Annotated in this window: 18 protein-coding genes, 3 tRNA genes and 1 pseudogene; 11 read left to right on the top strand and 11 right to left on the bottom strand. The window is 52.5% G+C overall.

From position 1 onward, the window contains the following. Nucleotides 1-46 precede the first annotated feature (46 nt). Nucleotides 47-871 (top strand): 2,3,4,5-tetrahydropyridine-2,6-dicarboxylate N-succinyltransferase, encoded by an 825-nt coding sequence (gene dapD, locus ACM5QY_RS08895; RefSeq protein WP_416120262.1) that lies wholly within the window; start codon nucleotides 47-49, stop codon nucleotides 869-871. 150 nt (nucleotides 872-1,021) lie between these two features. Next, nucleotides 1,022-1,411 (top strand): DUF3461 family protein, encoded by a 390-nt coding sequence (locus ACM5QY_RS08890; protein WP_056781756.1) that lies wholly within the window; start codon nucleotides 1,022-1,024, stop codon nucleotides 1,409-1,411. Between the two features lie 87 nt (nucleotides 1,412-1,498). Here ACM5QY_RS08890 and ACM5QY_RS08885 read toward each other — a convergent pair whose 3' ends face one another. From ACM5QY_RS08885 to ACM5QY_RS08875, 3 genes are read right to left on the bottom strand one after another with little or no spacing between them, the layout of a single operon-like run. Then, nucleotides 1,499-1,948 (bottom strand): flavodoxin, encoded by a 450-nt coding sequence (locus ACM5QY_RS08885; protein ID WP_416120260.1) that lies wholly within the window; start codon nucleotides 1,946-1,948, stop codon nucleotides 1,499-1,501. Nucleotides 1,949-1,977: 29 nt separating this feature from the next. Further along, entirely contained in the window at nucleotides 1,978-2,757 is a 780-nt protein-coding gene (truC, locus tag ACM5QY_RS08880; protein WP_416120258.1) for a tRNA pseudouridine(65) synthase TruC, read from the bottom strand. A gap of 1 nt (nucleotide 2,758) precedes the next feature. After that, nucleotides 2,759-3,073: a YqcC family protein gene (locus ACM5QY_RS08875; protein ID WP_416120256.1), complete on the bottom strand. Its 315-nt coding sequence runs from the start codon at nucleotides 3,071-3,073 to the stop codon at nucleotides 2,759-2,761. A gap of 188 nt (nucleotides 3,074-3,261) precedes the next feature. On the opposite strand from ACM5QY_RS08875, the pseudogene ACM5QY_RS08870 reads away from it, so the two are divergent. Continuing rightward, a pseudogene (locus ACM5QY_RS08870) lies at nucleotides 3,262-4,499 on the top strand (MFS transporter). 660 nt (nucleotides 4,500-5,159) lie between these two features. Here the strand turns inward: ACM5QY_RS08870 and syd are convergent. Further along, nucleotides 5,160-5,711: a SecY-interacting protein gene (gene syd / locus ACM5QY_RS08865; RefSeq protein ID WP_416120254.1), complete on the bottom strand. Its 552-nt coding sequence runs from the start codon at nucleotides 5,709-5,711 to the stop codon at nucleotides 5,160-5,162. A 79-nt stretch (nucleotides 5,712-5,790) separates the two neighbouring features. Here syd and queF point away from each other — a divergent pair, with 79 nt between their 5' ends. From queF to xni, 3 genes are all read left to right on the top strand, one after another. Further along, the gene (gene queF / locus ACM5QY_RS08860; RefSeq protein ID WP_416120252.1) at nucleotides 5,791-6,636 is read left to right on the top strand and encodes an NADPH-dependent 7-cyano-7-deazaguanine reductase QueF; all 846 of its coding nucleotides are present in this window, start codon (nucleotides 5,791-5,793) and stop codon (nucleotides 6,634-6,636) included. Between the two features lie 242 nt (nucleotides 6,637-6,878). Further along, a complete protein-coding gene (gene ppnN, locus ACM5QY_RS08855; protein ID WP_416120250.1) occupies nucleotides 6,879-8,243 on the top strand; it encodes a nucleotide 5'-monophosphate nucleosidase PpnN in 1,365 nt (454 codons plus the stop codon). Nucleotides 8,244-8,321: 78 nt separating this feature from the next. Continuing rightward, a complete protein-coding gene (gene xni, locus ACM5QY_RS08850) occupies nucleotides 8,322-9,074 on the top strand; it encodes a flap endonuclease Xni (RefSeq protein WP_416120248.1) in 753 nt (250 codons plus the stop codon). 173 nt (nucleotides 9,075-9,247) lie between these two features. Here the strand turns inward: xni and rlmM are convergent, their stop codons facing one another. From rlmM to ACM5QY_RS08830, 4 genes are all read right to left on the bottom strand, one after another. Further along, nucleotides 9,248-10,354: a 23S rRNA (cytidine(2498)-2'-O)-methyltransferase RlmM gene (gene rlmM / locus ACM5QY_RS08845; protein ID WP_416120246.1), complete on the bottom strand. Its 1,107-nt coding sequence runs from the start codon at nucleotides 10,352-10,354 to the stop codon at nucleotides 9,248-9,250. Beyond that, entirely contained in the window at nucleotides 10,347-10,742 is a 396-nt protein-coding gene (locus tag ACM5QY_RS08840; protein ID WP_104924610.1) for a DUF423 domain-containing protein, read from the bottom strand. Before ACM5QY_RS08840 ends, rlmM begins: the two co-directional genes overlap by 8 nt. A gap of 91 nt (nucleotides 10,743-10,833) precedes the next feature. After that, nucleotides 10,834-11,754, bottom strand: a complete 921-nt coding sequence (locus ACM5QY_RS08835; RefSeq protein WP_101079234.1) for a transcriptional regulator GcvA — start codon at nucleotides 11,752-11,754, stop codon at nucleotides 10,834-10,836. A 451-nt stretch (nucleotides 11,755-12,205) separates the two neighbouring features. After that, a complete protein-coding gene (locus ACM5QY_RS08830) occupies nucleotides 12,206-12,427 on the bottom strand; it encodes a YgdI/YgdR family lipoprotein (RefSeq protein WP_104924609.1) in 222 nt (73 codons plus the stop codon). 188 nt (nucleotides 12,428-12,615) lie between these two features. Between ACM5QY_RS08830 and csdA the strand changes: the two genes are divergently transcribed. Together csdA and csdE are read left to right on the top strand one after the other, a co-directional pair. Next, nucleotides 12,616-13,821 carry a cysteine desulfurase CsdA gene (gene csdA / locus ACM5QY_RS08825; protein ID WP_416120243.1) on the top strand — a complete coding sequence of 402 codons (1,206 nt, stop codon included), beginning with the start codon at nucleotides 12,616-12,618 and terminating at the stop codon, nucleotides 13,819-13,821. An 18-nt stretch (nucleotides 13,822-13,839) separates the two neighbouring features. Continuing rightward, complete coding sequence (csdE, locus tag ACM5QY_RS08820) at nucleotides 13,840-14,274, top strand: cysteine desulfurase sulfur acceptor subunit CsdE (RefSeq protein WP_416120241.1); 435 nt, start codon at nucleotides 13,840-13,842, stop codon at nucleotides 14,272-14,274. Here the strand turns inward: csdE and tcdA are convergent. Continuing rightward, complete coding sequence (gene tcdA, locus ACM5QY_RS08815; RefSeq protein WP_416120240.1) at nucleotides 14,262-15,077, bottom strand: tRNA cyclic N6-threonylcarbamoyladenosine(37) synthase TcdA; 816 nt, start codon at nucleotides 15,075-15,077, stop codon at nucleotides 14,262-14,264. The two genes, csdE and tcdA, sit on opposite strands and share 13 nt — an antisense overlap. Nucleotides 15,078-15,105: 28 nt before the next feature. After that, complete coding sequence (mltA, locus tag ACM5QY_RS08810) at nucleotides 15,106-16,218, bottom strand: murein transglycosylase A (protein WP_104924605.1); 1,113 nt, start codon at nucleotides 16,216-16,218, stop codon at nucleotides 15,106-15,108. Nucleotides 16,219-16,439: 221 nt separating this feature from the next. Between mltA and ACM5QY_RS08805 the strand changes: the two genes are divergently transcribed. From ACM5QY_RS08805 to ACM5QY_RS08795, 3 genes are all read left to right on the top strand, one after another. Beyond that, nucleotides 16,440-16,516: transfer RNA gene (locus ACM5QY_RS08805), tRNA-Met, on the top strand. Nucleotides 16,517-16,579: 63 nt separating this feature from the next. Beyond that, nucleotides 16,580-16,656: transfer RNA gene (locus tag ACM5QY_RS08800), tRNA-Met, on the top strand. 72 nt (nucleotides 16,657-16,728) lie between these two features. Continuing rightward, nucleotides 16,729-16,805: transfer RNA gene (locus tag ACM5QY_RS08795), tRNA-Met, on the top strand. A 113-nt stretch (nucleotides 16,806-16,918) separates the two neighbouring features. Here ACM5QY_RS08795 and amiC read toward each other — a convergent pair. Further along, nucleotides 16,919-18,169 carry an N-acetylmuramoyl-L-alanine amidase AmiC gene (amiC, locus tag ACM5QY_RS08790; RefSeq protein WP_416120238.1) on the bottom strand — a complete coding sequence of 417 codons (1,251 nt, stop codon included), beginning with the start codon at nucleotides 18,167-18,169 and terminating at the stop codon, nucleotides 16,919-16,921. Between the last annotated feature and the right edge of the window lie 4 nt (nucleotides 18,170-18,173).

The following is an 18,173-nucleotide window of genomic DNA, read 5'->3' as shown; positions in this document are numbered from 1 at the left end:
TACAAGTAGCCTTATCTTTTAAAACCCATTCAGGAAAGAGAACAGGATGCAGCAACTACAAACCGTTATTGAACAAGCCTTCGAACGCCGTGCGGATATCACTCCGTCAAACGTTGACAGCGTAACGCGCGACGCCGTAAACCAGGTTATCAACAAAATCGACAGCGGCGAATTGCGCGTTGCCGAGAAGATTGATGGCGAATGGGTAACGCATCAGTGGCTGAAGAAAGCGGTGCTGCTGTCCTTCAGAATCAACGACAACCAGGTTATGGAAGGCGGCGAAAGCCGTTACTTCGACAAAGTCCCGATGAAATTCGCAGACTATGACGAAGCCCGTTTCCAGCGTGAAGGTTTCCGCGTCGTGCCGCCTGCGGCAGTCCGTAAAGGCGCGTTCATCGCCCGTAACACAGTACTGATGCCTTCATACGTCAACATCGGCGCATACGTTGATGAAGGCACTATGGTGGATACCTGGGCAACCGTCGGTTCTTGCGCGCAGATCGGTAAAAACGTTCACCTGTCCGGCGGCGTCGGCATCGGTGGCGTTCTGGAGCCGCTTCAGGCTAACCCGACCATCATCGAAGACAACTGCTTCATCGGCGCGCGTTCAGAAATCGTTGAAGGCGTGATCGTTGAAGAAGGCTCTGTCATTTCCATGGGCGTTTACATCGGCCAGAGCACCAAAATTTATGACCGTGAAACCGGCGAAGTATTCTACGGCCGCGTCCCTGCGGGTTCCGTCGTGGTTTCCGGGAATCTGCCTTCTAAAGACGGTAAGTACAGCCTGTACTGCGCCGTTATCGTGAAGAAAGTAGATGCGAAAACGCTGGGCAAAACGGGCCTGAATGAGTTACTGCGCACCATCGAGTAAAATTAAAAAGCGGGTAATTGTTTTGAAAACAAAAAGATTACCCGCTATTTTTTTATCTTGCAGATGGCGAATTGTGTCATCAGTCAACGATTCGGACCGCCGTTCGGTTCATTATGATCAACAGATATTCTCCTAAACCAAGGTGGCGCTATGTATGACAATCTGAAAAGCCTGGGCATTAATAATCCCGACGATATTGATCGTTACAGCCTGCGTCAGGAGGCCAATAACGATATTCTGAAGATCTATTTCCGCAGAGACAAAGGCGAGTTTTTTGCTAAAAGCGTGAAATTCAAATACCCGCGTCAGCGCAAAACGATCGTGGCCGATAATGCAGGTCAGGGTTATAAAGAAATTCATGAAATCAGCCCGAATCTGCGTTACGTCATTGATGAGCTGGATCAAATCTGTCAGCGCGATCAGGTGGAAGTCGATCTGAAACGTAAAATTCTTGATGACCTTCGTCACCTTGAATCCGTCGTGGCAAATAAGATTACTGAGATTGAATCCGATCTGGAAAAACTGACTAGCGGCCGCTGATTACCCGCAGCCCGAACTGTCAAAAAAGCAAAAAGGTCAGGTTTTTAGCCTGACCTTTTTTATTGCGTTATGCAGCGCCGGACTGACTTATTTCAGCAGCTGGCCCCATTTTTCGGCCCATGGAATCGCCACGGTTTCCGGCTCAGCCGTTTCCATCGCATCAATTTCCAGCATTTCGCCAATTCGGGAAGCGCCCTGCTCCTGCAATAAATCATCCAGCTTATGGCCGCCGCCGCAGAAATGATCGTAACTGCTGTCGCCCAGCGCAATCATGCCGTAACGCAGCTCTGGCTGATAACCGACGGTATCGCGGATCGCGGCATAAAGCGGCGCGATGCTGTCCGGCAAATCGCCCTGACCGGTCGTCGACGTCACCACCAGCACAAAATGATGGCGGTAATACTGCCAGGCTTCCAGCGTGCCTTCTTCAAACAGCTTGACGTCATGCCCCTGGCTTTTAAGCACGGTTTCCGCTTCTTCCGCCACCAGTAACGCATTGCCGTATACCGTCCCGACAAAAATTCCGACTTCAGCCATGGGCTTCACTCCTGTGTGATCTTAACGTCTTAAATTTGTGCACTATCCTGACCGCAAGCCGGGTCAAACTCAACCCTTTCAAGCCCGGGGACTTTTCCCTGCCAGCCGAACTGCGTCACGACATTTTGCCAGCGGTGATCCCAGCGCGCCTGCAGGCTGAGCAACTCGCCCGTCACTGGATGCGGCAGTTGCATATGGCTGGCGTGCAGCATCAAACCGGAACAACCGAAATGTTCGGTCATCCCCCGATTTTGTTTTAAATCACCGTGCGCGCTGTCGCCAATAATCGGATGACGCAGATGCGACATATGACGGCGAAGCTGATGCTTGCGACCGGTTTCCGGCCTGAGTTCCACCAGGCTGTATCGGGCCGTATCGTAACGCCCGATGGCCACCGGCATTTCTACCTGAGCGAGCGCACGGTAATGGGTCACTGCGGGCTGCGGTGCTTTATCCGGATTCGCAAACTTATCGGCAATTTTATCCAGCTCTTCCGTCAGCGCGTAATCAAGCGTTCCGTCTTCGGTGACGTAGCCGCGAACCACGGCGTGGTACACCTTGCTCATCTGATGATTTTCAAGCTGCTGAGACAACAACCGCGCCACGTCGCTCGACAGCGCCAGCAGCAAAACACCCGACGTCGGTTTATCCAGACGATGAACGGTAAAAACATGCTGACCAATCTGATCGCGTAATGTTTGCATCACAAACACCGTTTCATGTCGGTCCAGCCAACTGCGATGAACCAGCATACCCGCAGGTTTGTTCACTGCGACCAGATGTTCGTCCTGATACAAAATTTCCAGCATGTCAGTCTTCTATATTGAGCAAATCGTCAAGGCGTTGCAGCTGATTCAGTAACAGAACTGCTTCAGGCATAGCCTCTTCAAAATAAGGGGTGATCGCAAAACGGGTAGGCAACGGAGCTTCAGCGGACAGCAACGCGTACATGCGTGGGATCAAAACCCATTGCAGCCATTGTTCAGCAGACATGGTATCCACCGAAAACGGCTCTTTGCTTTCAAAAGCTTCCGGTTCCGGCGGCGTGGCATGCCACAATTTATCGTTGCGCATCGCCTGTTCGATATCTTCTAAAATCTCGCGAACCTGTTGTTCTGTATTCATGGGCTACTCTCTTCGTTCATGGCCCTGGCAGCCTCTGCCGGGGGCGCAAAGCATAACATTGAAGGCCGGATGCCCCAACCTTCTGCATCGTACCCAAATTATCAATCAATCTATAAGTTTTTCATGGTGGCGGTAAACGCCCGATACGGGCAAACTACCGCCACTTTTTTCTTCACAGATGCGTCAACATGCCTTCACAAAATCCGCAAAAAGCACAGGCTACGCCAGCCAAAGCTATGCTGGCCTCCGTCACGGGTTACGCCATGGACGGTTTTGATTTATTGATCCTCGGTTTCATGCTGCCCGCCATTGCCAGTGAATTCGGTTTAACGTCCTCACAAAGTGGCTCTCTGGTCACCTGGACGCTGATGGGTGCCGTTCTCGGCGGCGTCATTTTCGGTCCGATAAGCGACCGTTATGGCCGTATCCGCGTGCTGACTTTTACCATTCTGATGTTCTCCGTCTTCACCGGCCTGTGCGCTTTTGCGCAAGGCTACTGGGATTTACTCATTTACCGCACGCTGGCAGGCGTGGGTCTGGGCGGCGAATTTGGTATCGGTATGGCACTGATTGCGGAAGCGTGGCCGGTTGAAAAACGCAACCGCGCATCGGCGTATGTCGGAATGGGCTGGCAGCTGGGCGTTTTACTTGCCGCCTTCCTGACGCCGATGTTGATCGGGATTATCGGCTGGCGCGGGATGTTTCTGGTCGGGCTGTTACCGGCGCTGGCTTCTTTCCTGATCCGCCGCACCATGGGCGAACCGGAAGCTTTCGTCAAAAATATGGCTACGGATAATGAGGGTTCGCTGCTGAGCCGCATCAGATTGCTGTTCCGCGATAAAGCCACCACCAAAGCCAGCCTCGGCATTCTGATCCTCTGCTCTGTGCAGAATTTTGGCTATTACGGGCTGATGATCTGGATGCCCAGCTACCTGTCGAAAAACTTTGGTTTCTCGCTGACAAAATCCGGCTTATGGACGGCGGTGACAGTCGTGGGGATGACCTTTGGGATCTGGCTGTTCGGCGTGTTGTCAGACCGTTTCCCGCGCTGGAAAATCTTCCTGATTTATCAGATTGGCGCGGTCATCATGGTGGTGTGCTACGCGCAGCTTTCAGACCCGACGCTGATGCTGTTTGCCGGCGCGGTGATGGGCATGTTCGTGAACGGGATGATTGGCGGCTACGGCGGACTGATTTCTGATCTCTATCCGGTACGCGTCAGGGCGACGGCGCAAAATTTGCTGTTCAATCTGGGTCGCGGTGTGGGGGTTTTGGCCCGCTGGTGATCGGCATGCTGGTTTCACAGGTTTCCTTTACTGCCGCGATCAGTCTGCTGGCGGCCATTTACCTGCTGGATATCTTCGCCACGCTTTTCCTGCTGCCTAAAAAACAAGGGCAGGATGACGTGCTGGGCGCGATTGGCTGACGACAACGGGTGCTCCTGTTCAATCGGGAGCGCCTTTTAACGCGGGAATTGCTGTGCAGAGACAAAAAGTTGGGGGCACTGTTTTCACAGTGCCCCCGGTTCGTTTTATAGCAATCCAGCTACATTAGTGCTCCCTGCTCGGTCCATGAAAACTTTTCCTGCGGTTATCCTAACCGGCTGTCCTTCGCATCGTCCTACTTTCATCCTGACGGTTTATCCTAAGTCATCCCGACTTGCATCCTGGTCATCTGTGACCCGCTCAGCTTCCTTTGTGAGCTCTCTTCTCCGTCCTGGAGGTGTCCCTGGTTTCGTCCTGAAACATCCTGGCATAATCCGATGCCGTCCTGACTCTTCCTGAGTCGTCCCCTGCTTTAAGAATCAGCCATCATCCTGATGTTCTGTTTCATGCTTCCTTGGTGCACAACTAGAATCGTCGATTTCGGCTTTCGGAACAAGACAGCGTGTAAGCCAAAACCTGTGAATGTGAGCCGTCTTACAAGCGATGAAACCGTTAATTTATTGATAAAAAAGGATTTGTTAAATAATGAAAGTAGATGACTAAGTCAAATTAGCGAGATCTCTTACAGCCTTTGTGAGAGATCTCTCACACGCATGTGAGCCATTTGTGCTCTGGGGGATGGGGTGTTTTTCAGAAAGGCATCAGGCTGGATAAACAGCGGTCAGCATTGTAAGAAATTCTGACAACGATGGCGAGAGTATCGTTCTTTTTTTACTGCCAAACTGCTCAAGCACCACATTCCCGGTGACATTGCACAACGAAACCATATCCAGCTCGGAATCCGTGGTCGCCAGAAAAACCGTCGGCATCAGCTTCAGGCGTTTTTGCGTGACCAGATGACCAATCAGATTCTCCTGCAAACGGGTAAAATCTTCCGGGCTCCAGACCTGAAGCAACGTCATCGCATTGCCCTGCCAGCTGGCCGTCATATCACCGGCAAACTGCGTCGTGTAAAACGCATGCGCTTCCGGCCGCAATTGCAACGCCATCGCACGCTCGACATTTTCCAGCGTGGCCGCCGGGCTGAAAACCTGAGTCAGCCAGTACACAACGTCGTCATCGGTTTTCACCACACAGGGAGAATCGACGCCAAACAGCGCTTCGCTGGACGGCGGCATACCGGTCTCCTGCTGCCAGACATCAACATAACGCTGAGTAAATTCACGCAATGCTACAGAAACTTCAGACTCCATAATTCTCTCATCTTCAGGTAAGGCTGGGTTAAACTGGTGGCTATTCCCTATTGTACCTATCTCTAAGCAAGGTGACAGCATGTCCTCTTATCAGGATAACCCCGCACTGGCGCAACTGACGCTGGGCAAAAGCACGGCTTACGTCGATCACTACGACGCTTCTTTATTACAGGCGGTTCCCCGCAGCATGAACCGCGAACCGCTGGGCCTGTTCCCTGACAATCTGCCGTTTCAGGGTGCCGATATCTGGACGCTGTACGAACTGTCATGGCTCAACGCCAGAGGATTGCCGCAGGTCGCCGTCGGTGAAATCAGCCTGAAAGCTGACAGCCAGAATCTGATCGAATCCAAAAGCTTTAAGCTCTATCTGAACAGCTTCAACCAGACCGTATTACCGGACTGGCAAGCCGTGCAGGAAACCTTAACGCGGGATTTAAGCGCATGCGCTCAGGGCGACGTCACCGTCACCGTTAGCCACCTGTCCGATATTGAAGGCTCACCCGTCGGGCACTTTGCTGGCACCTGCATTGACGATCAGGACATAGAGATCAACAGCTATGAATTCAGCACGGATTACCTTGCTGACGCCGCCGGTGACGAAATTGTCGATGAATCGCTGGTCAGCCACCTTTTGAAATCTAACTGCCTGATCACCCATCAGCCCGACTGGGGTTCCGTGCAAATCCAGTATCGCGGTCCGAAAATTGATCGTGAAGCCCTGCTGCGCTATCTGGTTTCATTCCGCCATCACAATGAATTCCACGAACAATGCGTCGAACGCATCTTCAATGACATCCTGCGTTTCTGTCAGCCCGAAAAGCTGGCCGTTTATGCCCGCTATACACGTCGTGGCGGCCTGGACATCAATCCCTGGAGATCTAACTTCCCGTTTGAACCTGCAACGGCGAGACTTGTCAGACAATAATGCGGGGCATTGCTCAAGAACTGAGCTAACACTCTGTCAGCATTGGTAAAAGCCGGATGACAAGGTTACTGTTAATTCAGAGAGAGATTCCTGGCAAATCATTACCGGCGTTCTCTCTGCTATCAGGCTAGTGCTTTTGTTTGCCTTTCGCGATGCGGCGCAAAAAACGTGATCCGAAAAATCATGCATAGCTTAGGCAAGACAGAAACATTCACAGCACCATTTGGTGTCAAGGAGCAACTTTGATTACACATATCAGCCCGCTGGGCTCAATGGATTTGTTGTCGCAGTTGGAAGTCGACATGCTCAAGCGAACCGCGAGCAGCGACTTATACCGTCTTTTCCGCAACTGTTCACTGGCCGTTCTCAACAGCGGCAGTCAGACCGACAGCAGTAAAGAACTCCTCGAACGTTTCGAAAGTTTTGATATTAACGTGCTGCGCAGAGAGCGCGGCGTGAAGCTTGAACTGGTGAATCCACCGGAAGATGCCTTTGTCGATGGCCGGATTATCCGTTCTTTGCAGGCAAACCTGTTCGCCGTCCTGCGCGATATCCTGTTCGTCAATGCCCAGATTTCCAGTAATTCGCGCTTTGATAATTTCAACAGCGAGAATTCCGCCCATCTCACCAACATGGTGTTCTCGATTTTACGCAACGCCCGTGCGCTCCATCTGGATGAAGATCCGAACATGGTGGTGTGCTGGGGCGGTCATTCTATTAATGAAAATGAATACCAGTATGCCCGTAACGTCGGTAGCCAGTTGGGTCTGCGTGAACTGAACATTTGTACCGGCTGCGGTCCGGGTGCGATGGAAGCGCCAATGAAAGGTGCCGCCGTCGGCCACGCGCAGCAACGTTATAAAGCCGGTCGCTTCATCGGGATGACCGAGCCTTCAATCATCGCAGCTGAACCACCGAATCCGCTGGTCAATGAACTGATCATCATGCCCGATATCGAAAAACGGCTGGAAGCTTTCGTGCGTATTGCTCACGGGATCATTATCTTCCCCGGTGGCGTGGGCACGGCGGAAGAGCTGCTGTATCTGCTGGGTATTTTGATGGATCCGGAAAACAGTGCGCAGGTTCTGCCGCTGATCCTGACCGGGCCAAAAGAAAGCGCGGATTACTTCCTCGTTCTGGATGCCTTTATCAAAGACACGCTGGGCGAAGAAGCCTCTAAGTTCTACACCATCATCGTTGACGATCCGACCGAAGTCGCGCGCCAGATGAAACGCGCGATGCCGCTGGTGAAAGAAAACCGCCGAAACAGCGGTGATGCATACAGCTTCAACTGGTCCATTCGTATTGCGCCAGACCTGCAGCATCCGTTCGAGCCGAACCACGAAAACATGGCTAACCTGAATCTTTACCCGAACCAGCCACCGCAGGAACTGGCCGCCGCACTGCGCCGCGCCTTCTCCGGGATTGTGGCCGGTAACGTTAAAGAATTCGGCATTCACGCAATCGAAAAGCACGGGCGTTTCAAGCTGCATGGTGACCCAGCGCTGATGAAAAAAATGGACAGTCTGCTGCAAGGCTTTGTCGCACAACACCGCATGAAATTGCCGGGCAGCGCGTACATTCCTTGTTATGAAATCTGCGCCTGACACCGTTCAGGCTGCATTTCTGAAACAGTTACCGGAGCGACGTAAGTCGCTCTGATTTTATGGATTGATGACCCGCTTATGGCCATACACCTGCTGATTATAGATGCCCTCAACCTGATCCGCCGCATTCACGCGGTTCAGGGTTCTCCCTGCCTTCTCACCTGCCAGAATGCCGCCAGACAACTCGTTCAGCATACGCAGGCAACGCACGCCGTCGCGGTTTTTGATGAAGACGACCGCGCCGACAGCTGGCGTCACCAGTGCCTGCCGGATTACAAAGCCGGACGCTCCCCGATGCCGGACAACCTGTTTGCGGAGATGCCGGAACTGAAGGCGGGTTTTGCCGCGATGGGCATCACCTGCTGGCACTCAGCCGGAAATGAAGCGGACGATCTGGCTGCCACGCTGGCGGCAAAAGTTTCTTCCGGCGGGCATCAGGTCACGATTGTGTCGACGGACAAAGGTTACTGCCAGTTACTGGCACCGAACGTACAAATCCGTGATTACTTTCAGAAACGCTGGCTGGACATGCCTTTTGTGCGCGAAACCTTTGGCGTTTTGCCGCAGCAGCTTGCGGATTACTGGGGTCTGGCGGGGATCAGCAGCAGCAAAATTCCGGGCGTGCCGGGAATCGGGCCCAAAACAGCGGTGACATTGCTGACGCAGGCGGGTTCACTCGATGAGCTTTACCACAATCTGGAGGGTGTACCGGAGAAGTGGCGTAAGAAGCTGGAAGAACACCGTGAACTGGCTTATGCCTGTAAACGCGTTTCCACGCTGCAAACCGATATCGCGCTGGACGGTAATTTACAGCAACTGCGTTTGCCCTGAATTTCGCATTAAAAAAGGCGTTTCTTATTAAGAAACGCCATAACCAGATACTCAAAATAATTCGAGTTGCAGGAAGGCGGCAAGAAAGTGAACCCCGATGAGCTTACATTAGTAAGTGATTCGGGTGAACGCGCGAAGCCAACGCATCTGCAGTTCGAAGTATAAAGAGTATCTCAGCGGTCGCGCTCGTCGCGACGTCCACCAATTGCCGACCAGAAACGACGGATGTGTACGGTCACTTCCTCGCGATCGTGATAAAGCTGTTTAGCGAAAATCTCCGCATTAACGCCGTTTTCTTTCAGGCGTTCATCGATGCGTTCAAGAATGTTAGTCACTTCTTCATAACGCTTCTTCATCGGCAACTTCAGGTTGAAAATCGCCTCACGACACCAGCCATTTACCAGCCAGTCACACATCAGCGCGGCCACTTTCGCCGGTTTCTCTACCATGTCGCACACCAGCCAGTAGTTTTTGGTGCTGGTGGATTTATAGCGGAAACCATCTTCGCGCAAATGAATAACCTGGCCGGTTTCCATCAGGCTCGGCGCCATCAGACCGTTATCAATCGCGGTCACCATCATGCTGCGTTGAGTCAGCTGATACGTCCAGCCGCCCGGGCAAGCGCCCAGATCCACCGCATACATCCCGCTCGCCAGACGCTCATCCCACTCGTCGGCCGGAATAAACACGTGGAACGCCTCTTCCAGTTTCAGCGTTGAACGGCTCGGCGCTTCAGACGGGAACTTCAGCCGCGGGATCCCCATATAGAACGGAGAATTGTTGTTGCTGTAGGAATAGCCCACGTAGCAGCAACCCGGAGCAATAAAGAACACGTGAACGACCGGGCGCAGCGCGTTTTCTTTTTTACCCAGCACACGACGCTCACGCATTGCAGAGCGCAGCGGAACGGTCAGCTTACGGCAGAACTTGGTCAGCTCTTTGCTTTCGTTGGTGTCCGGTACTTCTACGCGCAGCTCGCCACCGTTGGTAATAACGTTCTGTACCATACCGACGATCGGCGAAACGCGATCTTCCGGGGGTAAATCTTTCAGAAGTTCGCCGACAACGATCATCTGGCGGGCAAAAATCAGCTCGCGGAACGGCAAATTTTTGGCCAGACGATCGGCATCATCCGGCTGATAACACTCAAACAGCACATAACCGCTGTTTTCTTTTACACGGGCAAAACCGAAGATTTCCATCTTGGCGGCTTTGTCGGTAATTTCTGCTGCACATTCTTTTTCAAAACCCTGACGGCAGTAGAGGGCAACTTTATTCATGGCGTTCGGCCTTTTTCTTCAGGCGCAGTGCGCCGATCAACAACAAAATCCAACCGACCAGAAATAAGGTACCGCCAATCGGAGTTACAAAAGCGAATAAACGGAGATGAGACAGCGCCAGACAATAAAGGCTGCCGCTGAATAAAACGGTTCCCAGCGCTAAAAAGGCGCTGCTCCAGTAGAACCACACATTACGCTGGCGCTGCATCGCAACACCTAAAATCATCACCACAAGCGTGTGGATACTTTGATACGTTAAGCCGGTATGGATCCATGCCATTTCCGCATCGCCAAGCGACTGGCTCAGGACGTGTGCGCCGAAAGCCCCAAAAGCGACGTAAACAAAACCGCTGATCGCGGCAAAGATCAACATTGAACGACTGGTCATTATGCGTTACCTGTTATCGTTGTTTGCTGATAAAGCCGCGAATTATAAGCTTTGTCAGCCTGTTCAGGAAAGCTTTCCCCAGACTCAGGCATCACGCCTGATCGAACCGAAAACGCAGTTTTTCCTGCTCGCTGGCTGCGCGGGCGAGGATCCACTGACGAAAGGCGGCTATTTTACCCAGTTCTGCCTGACTGTCATGACAAACCAGATAAAAAGCATTTTTACTGATTAAAACTTCACTAAACGGACACACCAGACGTCCGGCCTCGATTTCGGTCTGCGCCATCACATTATTCACCAGCGCAATCCCCTGCCCGTGCACCGCCGCCTGAACGACCATCGCACTGTGGCTGAAAATTGGCCCCTGTTGCACATTCACCTGCTGCAAACCCAGCTGTTTGGTGTAGGCCAGCCAGTCTCGGCGTGAGGCATCGTGCAATAATGTGTGATGACTCAAATCTGCCGGTTCTTTCAGCGGATTATCGCCCATCAGCAAAGACGGAGAACAAACCGGAAGTAAATATTCGGCATATAAACGTTCCGCACGCAGGCCCGGCCAGTTGCCCCGCCCGTGGAAAATCGCCACGTCCACGTCGTCGGATAATTTGTCCTCTTCGCGGTCAACGGCCTGGATACGCACATCAATGCCCGGATAAGCTGAGTTAAAGCCAGACAATCTTGGCACCAGCCATTGAATCGCAAAGCTTGGCGGCAAACTGACAGTCAGCGCGCCTTTCGCACTCCGCGCCTGAAGTTTACGCGTTGCCTCATTCAGGGCCGAGAATATCTCTTTGATATCCAGATAATAACTCTGCCCTTCTTCGGTCAGTAACAAAGAGCGATTGCGCCTGCGAAACAGTTTTAGCCCTAAAAAGTCCTCAAGTGACTTAATCTGGTGGCTAACGGCGGCCTGTGTGACAAACAATTCCTCAGCCGCTTTAGTAAAACTAAGGTGGCGCGCTGCGGCATCAAACACCCGCAGAGAATTAAGTGGCGGTAAACGTTTTGACATAGAATGGATACTTCTTGTTCGCCGGTAAGCGGAACGCCTGTCCGTGGGTTTTGATATTAGTTTTTTTAATCCGAGACATTATAATTTGTCCGTTGAGGATGTACAGGCAAAAACCTATAGTGGCGCCACTTCCTGAGCCGGAACGAAAAGTAGATTGGTATGAGGATGCTGAAATACTTTTGGCTTGTGGTTGTGATGTTGTGTTTGCAATTGTCCGGCAATCCGGACACGTAGCGTGAATGCTACAAACTTTTCACTTCCTGTACATTACCCTGTCTGTCCAAAGTGATTTTTCAGCACCGCTATTTGCGGTGCTTTTTTTTTGCCCGAATTTCACCGCAGGGCACGGCGCAGGCTGCGCCTAATGTGACAAAACCGGCCACGTCGCAAGCGGGGCCGGTTTTGTCACAGAGGTTCTGAATGAGTGCCCGTCAGGGTCTCACATAAGGGATCAGTTCCCTTCAGCCATTTCTTTGACTTCAGATTTATTGATCTGCTGCTTGTTGCCATACGCATCGGTATAACTGATCATACCGGTATCGCTGTCGGTGCTGGGTTTGCCTTCAGCAACAATGGTACGGCCATCGTTGGTGTGCATCACATAATTGCTCGAACAGGCGGCAAGTGTTGTTGTCAGCAGTGCAGCTGAAATTACGGCGGCGATCTTCTTCATCATAGACTCCTTGCAGATTAAAATGCTTTAAACTCCTGGGAAAACCCCAGGCTAATGCTTCTAGTCATCGTAATTCAGCATAACAAACCTCTGATAAATTTCCAGGTAACCATTCCTAAAATGAATAAGTGGCTTGTGTAACGGGTAAACCTGTATTTTTTAACTCAGGCCGAAGGATCTGATTTCGTATGAAAGACTTTAAACCTGCTGATTTTCGTCAACAATTTCCCGCGCTGGCGCAGGGGCAATGCTATCTCGACAGCGCCGCGACGGCGCTCAGGCCACAGGCGGTGATTGACGCGACTGTGAATTTTTATACGCAGGAAGGTGCGACGGTCCACCGCAGCCAGCACCGCGCGGCGCAAACGCTGACAGAAGAATATGAGCAGGCCAGGACACGGGTTGCGCAGTGGATTAATGCACCGCGCCCAGAAGATATTGTCTGGACGCGCGGCACCACGGAGTCCGTCAATCTGGTTTCCCAAGGCTGGCTGCGCCCGCGATTACAGCCGGGCGACGAGATTATTGTCAGCCAGGCCGAGCATCACGCAAACCTGATCCCATGGCTTATCGTGGCGGAGCAATGTCAGGCGCGCGTGGTCACGCTGCCGGTTGATGAGCACGGTTTGCCGGATATCTCAGCACTTCCGGCCATTCTGAACGCCAAAAGCCGCATGCTGGCATTAGGACAGATGTCGAATGTCACCGGAGGCGCACCGGATCTGGCCCGCGCTGTTGAACTCGCCCATGCTAACGGAACACCGGTCTTTATCGATGGCGCGCAGGGCGCAGTACATTGCCCGGCAGATATGCAGGCTATGGACATTGATTTCTATGCTTTCTCCGGCCACAAACTGTACGGTCCGACCGGCATTGGCGTGCTTTACGGGAAAACGGCGCTGCTGGAAAATATGCAACCGTGGCAAGGTGGCGGGAAAATGCTGACGCAGGCGTCGATGACCGGCTTTACGCCTCAGACCGTTCCGCATCGTTTCGAAGCAGGAACGCCGAATATTGCGGGCGTTATCGGACTGTCGGCGGCGCTGAAATGGCTGGAAACCGTCGATATACCAGCCGCCGAAATTTATGCGCAGCACCTCGCGACGCTCGCAGAAGAGCAGCTAGCAGGGATTACAGGTTTCCGCAGTTTCCGTTCGCAAAACGCATCGATCTTATCGTTTGATATCGCCGGTGTGCATCACAGCGATCTGGTGACATTACTGGCCGAACAGGGGATCGCACTTCGCGCAGGCCAGCATTGTGCGCAACCGTTGATGGAGGCGCTGGGCATCAGTGGAACATTGCGAGTCTCATTTGCGCCGTATAATAACGAAGACGACGTGTCGCGGCTGGTCGCGGCGGTAAAATACGCCCTGACGCTGTTAGCAGACTAATTTACACCGAGGAAAGCCATGTTAGCCCCACACCCTTTCGGGCATGAGATCACTGAAACGTCACTGACGGAAAAATTTGCTTCATTCCGCCAGTGGGAAGATCGCTACCGTCAGTTAATTCTGCTCGCCAAATCCCTGCCGGCGCTCGATATATCGCTCAGGACACCTGAAAACGAGTTATCAGGCTGCGAGAACCGGGTCTGGCTGGGGGCCGAAAAGGCAGAAAATGGAACGATGCATTTCTATGGTGACAGCGAAGGACGGATCGTTAAAGGGTTGCTGGCCGTATTACTGACGGCCGTAGAAGGCAAAACACCAGCAGACATCCTGAAGCGGGATCCGCTGGCGTTATTTGATGTGTTAGGTTTACGAGAACAACTGAGCACCAGCCGTTCCAGCGGGCTGAATGCGCTGGCAGAGGGGGTAATCGCCCTCGCCCGTCAGGCTGCCTGAGCCTGACGCTGAGCTTTCGCCATCATCTTTTTGAGCACATGGGAAACCGCGACAAAACCAAATGTGGCGGTAACCATGGTCGCGGCACCAAAACCAGAGGCACAATCCATACGCTTCGGGCCTTCCGCCGTCGCGCGTGACGTACATACCGATCCATCCGCCTGCGGATACATCAGCGGTTCACTGGAAAATACACAATCAATTCCCAGTTTCCCTTTGCTGTTTTTCACGACATTAAAACCACTTTTCAAGCGTTCGCGCAGTTTCGCAGCCAGCGGATCCTGAATGGTTTTTGCCAGATCGACGACAGCGATTTGCGTCGGATCAATCTGACCACCGGCACCGCCCGTTGTCACCACGGGGATCTTGAAGCGGCGGCAGTACGCCAGCAGAGCGGCTTTCGGACGAACGCTGTCGATGGCATCAATGACGTAGCTGAAGCCTTTGTCGAGCATTTCAGCGACATTATCGGGCGTAATGAAATCGTCGATACAGGTCACGTTGCATTCCGGATTAATCGCCAGAATGCGCTGCGCCATAATTTCCGTTTTCGCCTGCCCGACGTTTTCCCGCAACGCATGAATCTGCCGGTTGGTATTCGTGACGCACACATCATCCATATCAATCAGCGTGATAGCGCCAATGCCGGTTCTCGCCAACGCTTCCGCCGCCCAGGAACCGACTCCGCCAATACCAATCACACAGACGTGTGCCTGCGAGAACAGCGCCAGCGCCTGCTGACCATAAAGGCGAGCTGTACCGCCAAAGCGTTGCTGATAAGCATCGGAGTATGTTGCTGTCATGAACGAAAAACCTCAGTGCGTCTGAAACTTAATTAGATTGTGAATAAGCGGTGAACAGCGGTTTGCCGTTCTGAGCTGATTTTAACACCCACACGCGCCCGTAGTGATTATAAAATCCTGCTGCATGTCCTGCATCCGTACCAATCCCCTGATACATATCGAAATGTTGTCCTTTAATCGCACCGCCGACGTCCAGCGCAACCATCAGACGCATATGATATTTCCCGGTAAACTTACCTTTATCGTTCAGTTCAGGCACTTCTGCCAGCAGCGTGGTGCCTGCCGGGATAAGTGAACGGTCAGAAGCAACGGATGCTTTGGCAATCAGCGGAACACCGCTGGCTCCGCGAACAGGCGCAAAAGGCTCTGGCTTAAAGAAGACGAACGACGGGTTTTGCTCCAGCAGTTCGCGAACTTCTGCCGCAGAATGGGTATCAGCCCACTGACGGATGGCCTGCATCGACATATTTTCGCGCGCCACTTCACCACGGTCGATCAACACTTTGCCAATACTGCGGTAGGCGTGACCATTTTTGCCCGCATAACCAAAGAACATAAAAGGACGCCCGTCACCGTAATCCACGTAACCGCTGCCCTGCACTTCCATCATGAAGTTATCCATCAGGGAATTGGTCCATGCGACCACGTAGTTGTCGCTCAGCGCGCCGGAGTATATAGAGGCACGATCCGGCAGACGACCGCGTTTTGGCGGCATACGGTAAAGCGGGTACTGGAATTCGCCCTGACGGGTGTAGCGCGCCTGCACAACCGGCGTGTAATAGCCGGTCAACTGCACGTTACCAAAGTTATCAGCGCCTTCCATCTGATAGGCGCTGATGCCGTACTGGCTCAGGTTTCGGGTATCCGCCCCGGAGCGCAGCCATTGTTCCACAGCCTGAAATGTCGTGTTATTTCTGCCATACAAACCAGAAGAAGCGATTTGCACCGCAGCCACCTGATTGGAATAATCCAGCGCGTTGACCGGTTTCCCTGTTGCGTTAGGCTCATTCACGTATTCAAGCGCGTTGTCCAGACGGCCATCTTTATACTGCTGGCCCCGGTCAGTCGGCCGTGAGGAACAGCCCGCCAACACTGCAATCACCAGACCACTCAGCAGATACTTACTCCAACGTCCTTTCATTGTTGCCGCGCTCTCTTACTTTCAGGGAAATGACTGGCGAAACGATAACAAACGGCCTATCAGAAAGGAATTACCACAGCCTAAAAAAGTGCCCTCTGCAAAATGGGGAGCAAAACAGCAACGATATGTGTAAAAAGCCAGCAACTAAGTGCTTTATTTGAATAATTTCAAATAAAGGGTTGCGCGAAATCTCATGGGGAGTATAGTTCGCCTCCATCGGACGCGGGGTGGAGCAGCCTGGTAGCTCGTCGGGCTCATAACCCGAAGGTCGTCGGTTCAAATCCGGCCCCCGCAACCAATTCGATTTCGATGTTTGAAATGCTCAGTTGAATTGTTCGATGTAATAAAGCAGTATCACGGACGCGGGGTGGAGCAGCCTGGTAGCTCGTCGGGCTCATAACCCGAAGGTCGTCGGTTCAAATCCGGCCCCCGCAACCAATTTGAGACTGATGCATAACGATGTTCAGTTCGGATTCTGTGATGATGCAAGTAGTACCAAGTAGTGACGGACGCGGGGTGGAGCAGCCTGGTAGCTCGTCGGGCTCATAACCCGAAGGTCGTCGGTTCAAATCCGGCCCCCGCAACCAACTACTTAAGCAGTGAATTGAATTAAACAACAAGCACCTTAACGGGTGTTTTTTTGTATCCAAATTTCGGGTACAGCCAGGAATGGCTTCATATTCTTCCACCCTTCCCCTGCTTATTTCGCCCTTGCTGCCCCGCCTTCCGAGAACCAGACTTTGATTCCTGCCATGATCGATTCCGCGACCTGCTGCTGAAAATGGGCCGTCCGCAATTTTTTCTCTTCGTTGATATTACTGATGAAAGCTGTCTCGACCAGAATGGACGGAATGTCCGGCGCTTTCAGAACGGCGAAACCGGCCTGATCAACTTTGTTTTTGTGCAGATGATTAATTTTTCCCATGCGCGTCAGCACCTCTTTGCCAAATTTGAGGCTGTCGCCGATGGTTGCCGTCTGAACCAAATCAAACATCGTATGATCCAGATAACGATCGCCACTTTTGCTGACACCACCAATCAGGTCAGATTCATTCTGGGTTTGCGCCAGAAAACGTGCTGCGGAACTGGTTGCGCCCTTCGTGGATAAGGCAAAAACGGACGAGCCTTTTGCCGCCCGATTGGTAAAGGCATCGGCGTGAATAGAAATAAACAGATCTGCCCTCAACTTTCGTGCTTTCGCCACCCTGACTTTCAGCGGAATAAAGACATCTTCGTTACGGGTCATGTAGGCTTTCATATTGGGTTCACGCGTAATCAATTTTTGCAGGCGGCGCGCGATTTGCAAAACTACGTCTTTTTCACGCGTTTTATATTTACCAATCGCGCCCGGATCTTCGCCGCCGTGCCCAGGATCCAGCATAATCACCAGCGGCCTGCTTCGCCCGGCCTGACCGTCTTTGGCCGTTTCCGGCGGTAACGTTCTCGCCACATCGCCCCGGTTGTAATCTTCCAGTAATGCCAGCAGCGGATCATCTTCTGCACTCACGGCACCGTCTTCCGGATACAAATCCACCACCAGACGGTTGTGGAACTCGGCAACCGGCTTGAGTGTAAAAACATGAGGATTGATGGCCCGCTTGAGTTCGAGCACCATGCGCACCGTTTTGGTATCAAACTGCCCTACCCGCGCCTGACGGATATAAGGGTCACTTTGCTGCACCTTTTCCCCGAGCCCTTTCAGTACGCTGTTAAGGTGAACCCCTTCAATATCGACGACCACGCGTGGCGGATCACCCAGCAAGAATTGCTTATATTTTAGAGGAGTACTGGATTCGAGCGTAATGCGGGTGTACGTAGAAGAAGGCCAGATGCGTACCGCGATAACCTGTGAGCTGGCAGCGAACCCCACTTTGCTCACACTCAGCATCCAGGAAGCGGCTACAGTTTGAAGAAGTCGTCGTCTTCCGGGATTGTGATTATCGTCAGTCATGCAG

It is taken from the genome of Rahnella sp. PCH160 (assembly GCF_047784855.1).
Classification (GTDB): domain Bacteria; phylum Pseudomonadota; class Gammaproteobacteria; order Enterobacterales; family Enterobacteriaceae; genus Rahnella.
This window is presented reverse-complemented; position numbering and strand designations above follow the sequence as displayed.